Source organism: Ferdinandcohnia salidurans, from assembly GCF_042680725.1.
Classification (GTDB): Bacteria; Bacillota; Bacilli; order Bacillales; family Bacillaceae_L; genus Ferdinandcohnia; species Ferdinandcohnia salidurans.
Map to the genome: position 1 here is coordinate 57,513 of NZ_JBHUEK010000033.1, position 7,851 is coordinate 65,363.

Consider the following 7,851-nt stretch of genomic DNA (forward strand, 5'->3'; position numbering starts at 1 on the left):
TTCTTTTTTTCGTCATATGTTAAGATGGGTATGATGAAAAACTACCATTGACATGGACACAACTAAGTTTAATAATCGAATTCATATAGTAGTTAATAATCTAAGAAGGTGTTTATTCATGGACTCTACCCATTTTTATCGTGATACTTGGGTTGAAGTGGATTTAGATCGCATTTTTGAGAATGTAAAGAACATGAAAGGGTTTTTACCAGAACAAGTGGACATAATGGCAGTCGTTAAGGCAAATGCGTATGGGCACGGAGACGTGGAGGTTGCAAAAACGGCCCTCGAAGCGGGTGCTACCTATCTTGCAGTTGCGTTTATCGATGAAGCAATCTCTCTACGCCATGGAGGAATAGATGCACCAATTCTTGTACTTGGAGCATCACGTCCAACTGATGTTGCGATTGCAGCAGAACACAATATTTCGCTCACCATTTACAGCGAGGAGTGGCTTGAGGAGGTATTAGAAAACTATCAAGGCATTACTCCACTTACCCTTCACTTAAAACTTGATACAGGAATGGGACGCCTTGGAGTTAAAGAAAAAGGGGAATTACAAACGATTCTTAAGAAAGTTGAGCAAAATCCTCAACTTCAACTCGATGGTGTTTTTACTCATTTTGCAACAGCAGACGAAATTGATACATCTTATTTTGAACAACAATTTCAGACCTTCCAGGAAATGCTTGAGTGGATTCCAAACAAACCGAAGCTAATTCATTGTGGAAATAGTGCAACTGGCTATCGTTTCCCCGAGAAAGTATTTAATGTGGTAAGACTGGGAATTGGGATGTATGGAATGACCCCATCACCGGAAATAAAAGATCAGCTGCCTTACGAGCTTGAGCAAGCCTTTTCTTTCCATAGCAAGCTCGTCCATATAAAACGAATATCAAAAGGCGAAAAAGTAAGCTATGGGGCAACTTTTACAGCAGATGAAGATATGTGGGTCGGGACAGTTCCAGTCGGCTACGCCGATGGTTGGATTAGGAAACTACAAAATACGAACGTGTTAATTGACGGTGAACTCTGTCAAATCATTGGTCGTGTCTGTATGGACCAATTTATGGTTCGACTTCCAAATAAACTTCCGGTAGGCACAAAAGTCACTTTAATCGGGGAGCAAAATAACAAATTTATTAGTGTAGACGATGTGGCGAGCGCTCTTGAAACGATCAACTACGAGGTTACATGTACGATAAGTTTTCGGGTTCCGCGTATTTTTTTAAGAAATAAGAGAATAATTGAAGTGAGAAATCCGTTATTAAGACATTACTAGTAGAGAAAATAGTACAATGGTTGTACACGTTGGATCACTTTCTTTTTTTATGCACGATAATAAATGCAGGTTCTGGAAACCTTGTAAATCCTATGCATAAAAACCAATTGTATATGTCGATAATAATTAAGAATTAATGGATTAAGCTTTGCATCTAATCATAATAATGGTATTATTAAGATTGGAGTAGAATATTGGTGGCAAGTTGGTGGAGGTGTATGTTTGTGTCTGAATCCAGCGCAACAACAGAAATTCTAGTACGATTACCACAAAACCTAATTAGTGAGTTGGATGGCCTAGTGAAACAAGAAAACGGTAACCGTAATGAACTGATTTATCAAGCTACAAAAATGTATCTACGCGAGAGAAAGAAGCGTCAAATTACAGAATCTATGAGACGCGGTTACATGGAAATGGCAAAAATCAACCTTACTATTGCATCGGAGGCTTTTTTAGCTGAATCTGAGGCTGACCACACCGTAGAACGCTTAGTTAGCGGGGGGTAATCATTTGATTGTAAAACGTGGCGACGTTTATTTTGCAGACCTCTCCCCAGTTGTTGGCTCAGAGCAAGGAGGCGTTCGTCCTGTTCTTGTCATCCAAAACGATATCGGGAATCGGTTTAGTCCCACAGTCATTGTCGCAGCCATAACTGCACAAATTCAAAAAGCGAAGCTCCCAACCCATGTTGAGATCGATGCGGAGCGTTATGGATTTGAGCGCGATTCAGTTATTCTGTTAGAACAAATTCGTACAATCGATAAGCAGCGTCTAACCGATAAGATAACACATCTCGATGAAGAGATGATGGACAGAGTGGATGATGCCTTACAAATTAGTTTAGGACTCATCGATTTTTAATTCATTTATTTATATGTGATACGCCTATGAGAAGTTACCCCGTGGTAGCTTCTTTTATTTTATTTATTATGTCCACAGGTTGTGGCGTTCTTAGTCTTTGATCCTATAAATACCGGCTACATAATATATTACAAAAACATTTTACTTATGTAACAAATCCTGAAATGTGAAGGATATCACACTCTTCTATCGAAGTACATTATAAGGGATTATCCTTAAATACCTTTCGAAAAAAATAAAGAGAGAGCGGTGGAAAAGAATGAAAAGGCAATCTACAAATCCGAAACGAGACGAAGTAGAAAGGCTGGTACAGGACTTCCGAAAAACTGGCTCAAAAGCAATAGAAAGGGAAATCGTTGAGAAGTATGAAAATCTGATTCATTCAATTGCTTGGAAATACTCTAAAGGCAGAGCGTTTCACGAAGATATTGTCCAAGTAGGGAGAATTGGACTTTTGGGTGCGATCCGAAGATTCGACCAAACGGTTGGAAAGAGCTTCAATAGCTTTGCTGTACCAACAATTATTGGTGAAATTAAACATTATTTACGAGATAAAACATGGAGTGTACATGTGCCAAGAGGGGCTAAGGAACTCGGAATTAAAATAAAAAAGGCAAAAGAAGAACTTACAGTAGCCTTGCAAAGGACACCAGAGGTACATGAAATCGCAAATTATCTTCATGTAGATAAAAAGGAAGTCCTAGAAGCAATGGAACTTGGACAAGCTTATTATTCAAAATCAATTGAAATGCCGATTGACCAAGAGTCTGAAGGCAAAGCGATCATAGAAACAGTAGGTAAGAAGGATAGAGCTTACGAGAAAGTATTGAAAAGATTGGATGTAAAGAAGGCTCTCCATGTGCTTTCTAATCGTGAAAAGAGAATTCTTTACTACACGTATATTCAAGAGAAGAGTCAAAGAGAGACGGGCAGAATAGTTGGGGTTTCACAAATGCATGTGTCCCGCATCCAACGAAATGCCATTAAAAAGCTTCGAGAAGCAGTACTTGGATGAGCTAATTTTGGTAGAATAGATAAGAGTTAGAAGTGAAAGTAGGAGGAAAACAGTTTTGACACAAACATTGCAATCAAATGAAATGATGGTAAAAACCATCGCCAAAGAAATTGGAATTACACCAAAGCAAGTGCATAGTGTGATTAACCTCTTAGATGAAGGCAACACCGTACCTTTTATTGCTCGTTATCGTAAAGAACTGACAGGTTCTTTAGATGAAGTACAAATTAAAGATGTACAAGAAAAATGGACGTATTTACAGAACCTTGAGACACGAAAAGAAGAGGTCATTCGACTTATTTCTGAACAAGGAAAGTTAACAGATGATCTTCAAGCAGAAATCATGAAATCGACAAAGCTACAGCAGGTTGAGGATTTATACAGACCATATAAGCAAAAGCGTCGTACAAAAGCGACCGTGGCAAAAGAAAAGGGACTCGAGCCACTTGCAGAATGGTTATATACCTTCCCAATGAATGTAGATGTCTTACAATATGCTACCGGGTTCATTTCAGAGGAAAAAGAAGTACTCAGTGCTGAAGATGCTATCCAGGGGGCTAAAGATATTATCGCTGAGTGGATTTCGGATGACGCGACTTTCCGCCAATGGATCCGCAATGAAACCTTCAAACAAGGCACAATTGAAACAGTGGTAAAGGATCAAGAAAAAGACGAAAAAAATGTCTACGAAATGTACTATGAATACAAAGAGCCTATTCATAAGGTAGTTCCACATCGTGTACTAGCGATGAATCGCGGTGAAAAAGAGGAAATCTTACGTGTATCAATTGAGCCACCTCTTGACCGAATTGTAACCTTCTTACATCGGAAAATCGTAAAGAAGGAAAATTCACCAGTAACTCCATATATCGTAGAAACAATTGAAGATAGCTATAAACGCTTGATTCAGCCTTCAATTGAAAGAGAAATCCGAAAAGAGTTGACGGAGAAGGCAGAAGATAGAGCCATTCACATTTTCTCAGAAAACCTTCGTAATCTACTCTTACAGCCACCACTAAAAGGTAAGGTTGTTCTAGGGGCTGACCCTGCTTATCGAACAGGATGTAAACTAGCTGCTGTTGATGAAACAGGGAAGGTTTTAAAAATAGATGTCATTTACCCGCATCCGCCAGTGAATAAAAAAGAAGAAGCGGTTAAAAAAATCAAATCCATTCTCCAAGAATTTAAGGTTGAAATGGTGGCAATCGGAAATGGTACAGCCTCAAGAGAAACAGAGCAGTTTGTCACTGATGTTTTAAAAGAAGTAAATCAAGAAATCTTCTATATTATCGTGAATGAAGCGGGTGCAAGTGTGTACTCAGCATCCGATATCGCGCGAGAAGAGTTTCCTGATTTCCAAGTTGAAGAAAGAAGTGCGGTATCCATTGCAAGAAGACTTCAGGATCCATTAGCAGAACTAGTGAAAATTGATCCGAAGTCAGTGGGAGTAGGTCAATACCAGCATGATGTTTCACAGAAAAAATTAAATGACCAGCTAACCTTCGTCGTTGAAACGGTAGTGAACAAGGTTGGAGTGAATGTGAATACAGCATCCCCATCTTTATTACAATATGTAGCTGGCCTATCCAAAGCTGTCGCAAACAACATCGTCAAAAAACGGGAAGAACAAGGGAAGTTCACGAACAGAAGCGAATTAAAGAACATTCCACGCCTTGGTGCAAAAACATATGAGCAATGTATCGGTTTCCTTCGTATTGTTGATGGTAATGAACCATTAGACCGTACAGGAATTCACCCGGAAAACTACAAGGAAGTTAAAAAACTTCTTGCGAAATATGGTTTAACGAGTAATGACCTTGGTACAGATAATTTAAAAGAAGCCATCTCATCTATCGTGGCAGAGGAAGTGGCTGCTGAAATGGGAATTGGTGAAATCACCATTCACGATATTACAGAAGCGTTAGTAAGCCCTGAACGTGATCCACGTGATGAACTGGCAAAACCATTACTTAAAAAAGACATCCTTAAGCTTGAAGACCTTGCGAAAGGAATGGAGCTTGAAGGAACTGTTCGAAATGTTGTAGATTTTGGAGCGTTTGTTGATATCGGAGTGAAACAGGATGGCTTAGTCCATATTTCAAAACTAAGCAATAACTTCGTAAAACATCCACTTGATGTAGTATCAGTCGGAGATGTTGTAACGGTCTGGATAGATGACGTAGATGTTAAAAAAGGAAGAGTGGCATTAACAATGCTTCCGCCACAAAACTAATAAATCTAAAAACACTGCTCACGAGCAGTGTTTTTTTCTATAAAAATACCAGCATTGATTCAATAATTTAATTTGGTATCGATTTTTCTCATAGTAGGCACGTTTCATTTGGTTTTGAAGCCAAGTAGGCATAGGTTAAACCTCCTCGTTAATAAACTTTTACCCTCCGAAAAATAAAAAAATGATACTATAGTGATGAAGTTACCAAACTATAGGTTTGAGTATATATAGTGTATGCAGATACAGTACGTCCTGTTCGAAAAGGATAGAAAGGAGGAAAAAAAACATGGAACAGTTTGAACTACAAAAAATAGTGGAAGAGGTTTCTTTAGAACTGTTCGGCAAACCATTTCTTCACAAAGCCACTTTTAACAATCGATTACAAACTACAGGTGGCAGGTATCTTCTAAAATCTCACAATATTGAACTGAATCCAAAGTATTATCAAGAACGTGGAATCGAAGAACTAGTCGGGATTATTAAGCATGAACTGTGCCATTATCATTTACATCTTGAGGGAAAAGGATATCAGCATCGCGATCGTGACTTTCGTAATCTCTTAAAGGCAGTGGACGCCCCTCGATTCTGTAAACCATTAGAATCTGTCACAAGAAGAAAAATGTCAAAGCAATACTTGTATACATGTACAAGCTGTGGGCTAGGATATGTAAGGAAAAGAAGGATCGATACAAAACGGTACGTTTGTGGAAAATGCTCAGGGAAATTAATGGAAGCAAAAAAAGTTTGACTCAGGTTTAATCATGTGATAAATTATAAAAGTCGCCGCAAAACGGTTGAACAATAAAAAAATAGATGCTCTTGACAACAAGGAAGTCTGTTTTTATAATAAGTAATGTCGTCACATTATTCCGCAGTAGCTCAGTGGTAGAGCTATCGGCTGTTAACCGATCGGTCGTAGGTTCGAGTCCTACCTGCGGAGCCAATGGGGAAGTACTCAAGTGGCTGAAGAGGCGCCCCTGCTAAGGGTGTAGGTCGCGTAAGCGGCGCGAGGGTTCAAATCCCTCCTTCTCCGCCAGATTTTAAATGGCCCGTTGGTCAAGCGGTTAAGACACCGCCCTTTCACGGCGGTAACACGGGTTCGAATCCCGTACGGGTCATACTAATGATGGGATGTAGGATTGATAAAATCTTACCTCCCATTTCTATCTCTAAAACATGGAGGATTAGCTCAGCTGGGAGAGCACCTGCCTTACAAGCAGGGGGTCGGCGGTTCGATCCCGTCATCCTCCACCATTTTAAGTTGCGATTATTACTTAGTAATGTCGACGATATTTCGTGTTATTTCCTACTGAAATAACCCAAAATATCCTCTTGCGGTGAAAGTTCATGAAGTTTATTCGAAGAAGAGAATTCATGAAGTCTATTCAATGGGCTATAGCCAAGCGGTAAGGCAACGGACTTTGACTCCGTCATTCGTAGGTTCGAATCCTGCTAGCCCAGCCACTTTGATTACGAACAGTTATCAAAAAACATTGCACGAGCCATTAGCTCAGTTGGTAGAGCATCTGACTTTTAATCAGAGGGTCGAAGGTTCGAGTCCTTCATGGCTCACCATTTATATCAATAAATGCGGGTGTGGCGGAATTGGCAGACGCGCTAGACTTAGGATCTAGTGTCTTTGACGTGGGGGTTCGAGTCCCTTCACCCGCACTGTATTTAATGTATTTGCGGTCGTGGCGGAATGGCAGACGCGCTAGGTTGAGGGCCTAGTGGGAGTTGATCCCGTGGAAGTTCGAGTCTTCTCGACCGCACCAAAAAAGTTTTTTTAAAAAAGTACTTGCAATTAAGTTTGTGAGATGCTATTATAGAAAAGTCGCTGATTTCAAATCACTGATGAATATGCGCCCGTAGCTCAATTGGATAGAGCGTCTGACTACGGATCAGAAGGCTATGGGTTCGACTCCTTTCGGGCGCGCCATTTTATATCGGGAAGTAGCTCAGCTTGGTAGAGCACTTGGTTTGGGACCAAGGGGTCGCAGGTTCGAATCCTGTCTTCCCGACCAGACGAAATTTAATATATGCGGGTGTAGTTTAATGGTAAAACCTCAGCCTTCCAAGCTGATGTCGTGAGTTCGATTCTCATCACCCGCTCCAAATTAGTTCTTTGAAAACTAAACATAATACAAGCGTCAACGTTTAATTCTAAAGTAACAAATTATTGAGCAATCAATACTCTTATTGGAGAGTTTGATCCTGGCTCAGGATGAACGCTGGCGGCGTGCCTAATACATGCAAGTCGAGCGAACTTTTGGGAGCTTGCTCCCAAAAGTTAGCGGCGGACGGGTGAGTAACACGTGGGCAACCTGCCTATAAGACTGGGATAACTTCGGGAAACCGGAGCTAATACCGGATAACATATGAGACCACATGGTATCATATTAAAAGATGGCTTTTAGCTATCACTTATAGATGGGCCCGCGGCGCATTAGCTAGTTGGTG

General features: G+C 40.3%; 7 protein-coding genes, 11 tRNA genes and 1 rRNA gene. 18 read left to right on the top strand and 1 reads right to left on the bottom strand.

Annotation, left to right across the window (positions count from 1 at the left end):
* The first annotated feature begins 118 nt into the window (after window positions 1-118).
* From alr to ACFSFW_RS22290, 5 genes are all read left to right on the top strand, one after another.
* Entirely contained in the window at window positions 119-1,282 is a 1,164-nt protein-coding gene (gene alr / locus ACFSFW_RS22270) for an alanine racemase (protein WP_304219391.1), read from the top strand.
* Between the two features lie 224 nt (window positions 1,283-1,506).
* Window positions 1,507-1,788 carry a CopG family ribbon-helix-helix protein gene (locus ACFSFW_RS22275; protein ID WP_010284645.1) on the top strand — a complete coding sequence of 94 codons (282 nt, stop codon included), beginning with the start codon at window positions 1,507-1,509 and terminating at the stop codon, window positions 1,786-1,788.
* Window positions 1,789-1,792: 4 nt separating this feature from the next.
* The gene (ndoA, locus tag ACFSFW_RS22280; RefSeq protein ID WP_010284636.1) at window positions 1,793-2,143 is read left to right on the top strand and encodes a type II toxin-antitoxin system endoribonuclease NdoA; all 351 of its coding nucleotides are present in this window, start codon (window positions 1,793-1,795) and stop codon (window positions 2,141-2,143) included.
* A 259-nt stretch (window positions 2,144-2,402) separates the two neighbouring features.
* Window positions 2,403-3,158, top strand: coding sequence for an RNA polymerase sigma factor SigB (gene sigB / locus ACFSFW_RS22285; protein ID WP_388041520.1), 756 nt, complete (start codon window positions 2,403-2,405; stop codon window positions 3,156-3,158).
* Between the two features lie 82 nt (window positions 3,159-3,240).
* A complete protein-coding gene (locus tag ACFSFW_RS22290; protein WP_388041536.1) occupies window positions 3,241-5,391 on the top strand; it encodes a Tex family protein in 2,151 nt (716 codons plus the stop codon).
* Between the two features lie 18 nt (window positions 5,392-5,409).
* On the opposite strand, the gene cmpA is transcribed toward ACFSFW_RS22290, so the two are convergent.
* Window positions 5,410-5,523, bottom strand: a complete 114-nt coding sequence (gene cmpA, locus ACFSFW_RS22295; RefSeq protein ID WP_087947091.1) for a cortex morphogenetic protein CmpA — start codon at window positions 5,521-5,523, stop codon at window positions 5,410-5,412.
* Window positions 5,524-5,677: 154 nt separating this feature from the next.
* Between cmpA and ACFSFW_RS22300 the strand changes: the two genes are divergently transcribed.
* The 13 genes from ACFSFW_RS22300 to ACFSFW_RS22360 all read left to right on the top strand — a co-directional run.
* Entirely contained in the window at window positions 5,678-6,139 is a 462-nt protein-coding gene (locus tag ACFSFW_RS22300; RefSeq protein ID WP_304219383.1) for a SprT family protein, read from the top strand.
* A 120-nt stretch (window positions 6,140-6,259) separates the two neighbouring features.
* Window positions 6,260-6,334: transfer RNA gene (locus ACFSFW_RS22305), tRNA-Asn, on the top strand.
* A 2-nt stretch (window positions 6,335-6,336) separates the two neighbouring features.
* Window positions 6,337-6,427: transfer RNA gene (locus tag ACFSFW_RS22310), tRNA-Ser, on the top strand.
* Window positions 6,428-6,437: 10 nt separating this feature from the next.
* Window positions 6,438-6,509, top strand: a tRNA-Glu gene (locus ACFSFW_RS22315).
* A gap of 60 nt (window positions 6,510-6,569) precedes the next feature.
* A tRNA-Val gene (locus ACFSFW_RS22320) sits at window positions 6,570-6,645 on the top strand.
* A 135-nt stretch (window positions 6,646-6,780) separates the two neighbouring features.
* A tRNA-Gln gene (locus tag ACFSFW_RS22325) sits at window positions 6,781-6,855 on the top strand.
* A gap of 35 nt (window positions 6,856-6,890) precedes the next feature.
* A tRNA-Lys gene (locus tag ACFSFW_RS22330) sits at window positions 6,891-6,966 on the top strand.
* Between the two features lie 15 nt (window positions 6,967-6,981).
* Window positions 6,982-7,062, top strand: a tRNA-Leu gene (locus ACFSFW_RS22335).
* 17 nt (window positions 7,063-7,079) lie between these two features.
* Window positions 7,080-7,166 (top strand) — tRNA-Leu (locus ACFSFW_RS22340).
* Window positions 7,167-7,253: 87 nt separating this feature from the next.
* A tRNA-Arg gene (locus ACFSFW_RS22345) sits at window positions 7,254-7,330 on the top strand.
* Between the two features lie 8 nt (window positions 7,331-7,338).
* Window positions 7,339-7,415, top strand: a tRNA-Pro gene (locus ACFSFW_RS22350).
* Window positions 7,416-7,432: 17 nt separating this feature from the next.
* Window positions 7,433-7,506 (top strand) — tRNA-Gly (locus tag ACFSFW_RS22355).
* 81 nt (window positions 7,507-7,587) lie between these two features.
* A 16S ribosomal RNA gene (locus ACFSFW_RS22360) occupies window positions 7,588-7,851 on the top strand; the annotation flags it as partial.

Bases quoted from the DNA above. Each gene is read 5' to 3' on its own strand.
- ACFSFW_RS22290 (WP_388041536.1), top strand. From the start codon at position 3,241: ATGATGGTAAAAACCATCGCCAAAGAAATTGGAATTACACCAAAGCAA.
- sigB (WP_388041520.1), top strand. From the start codon at position 2,403: ATGAAAAGGCAATCTACAAATCCGAAACGAGACGAAGTAGAAAGGCTG.
- ACFSFW_RS22300 (WP_304219383.1), top strand. From the start codon at position 5,678: ATGGAACAGTTTGAACTACAAAAAATAGTGGAAGAGGTTTCTTTAGAA.
- alr (WP_304219391.1), top strand. From the start codon at position 119: ATGGACTCTACCCATTTTTATCGTGATACTTGGGTTGAAGTGGATTTA.
- cmpA (WP_087947091.1), bottom strand. From the start codon at position 5,523: ATGCCTACTTGGCTTCAAAACCAAATGAAACGTGCCTACTATGAGAAA.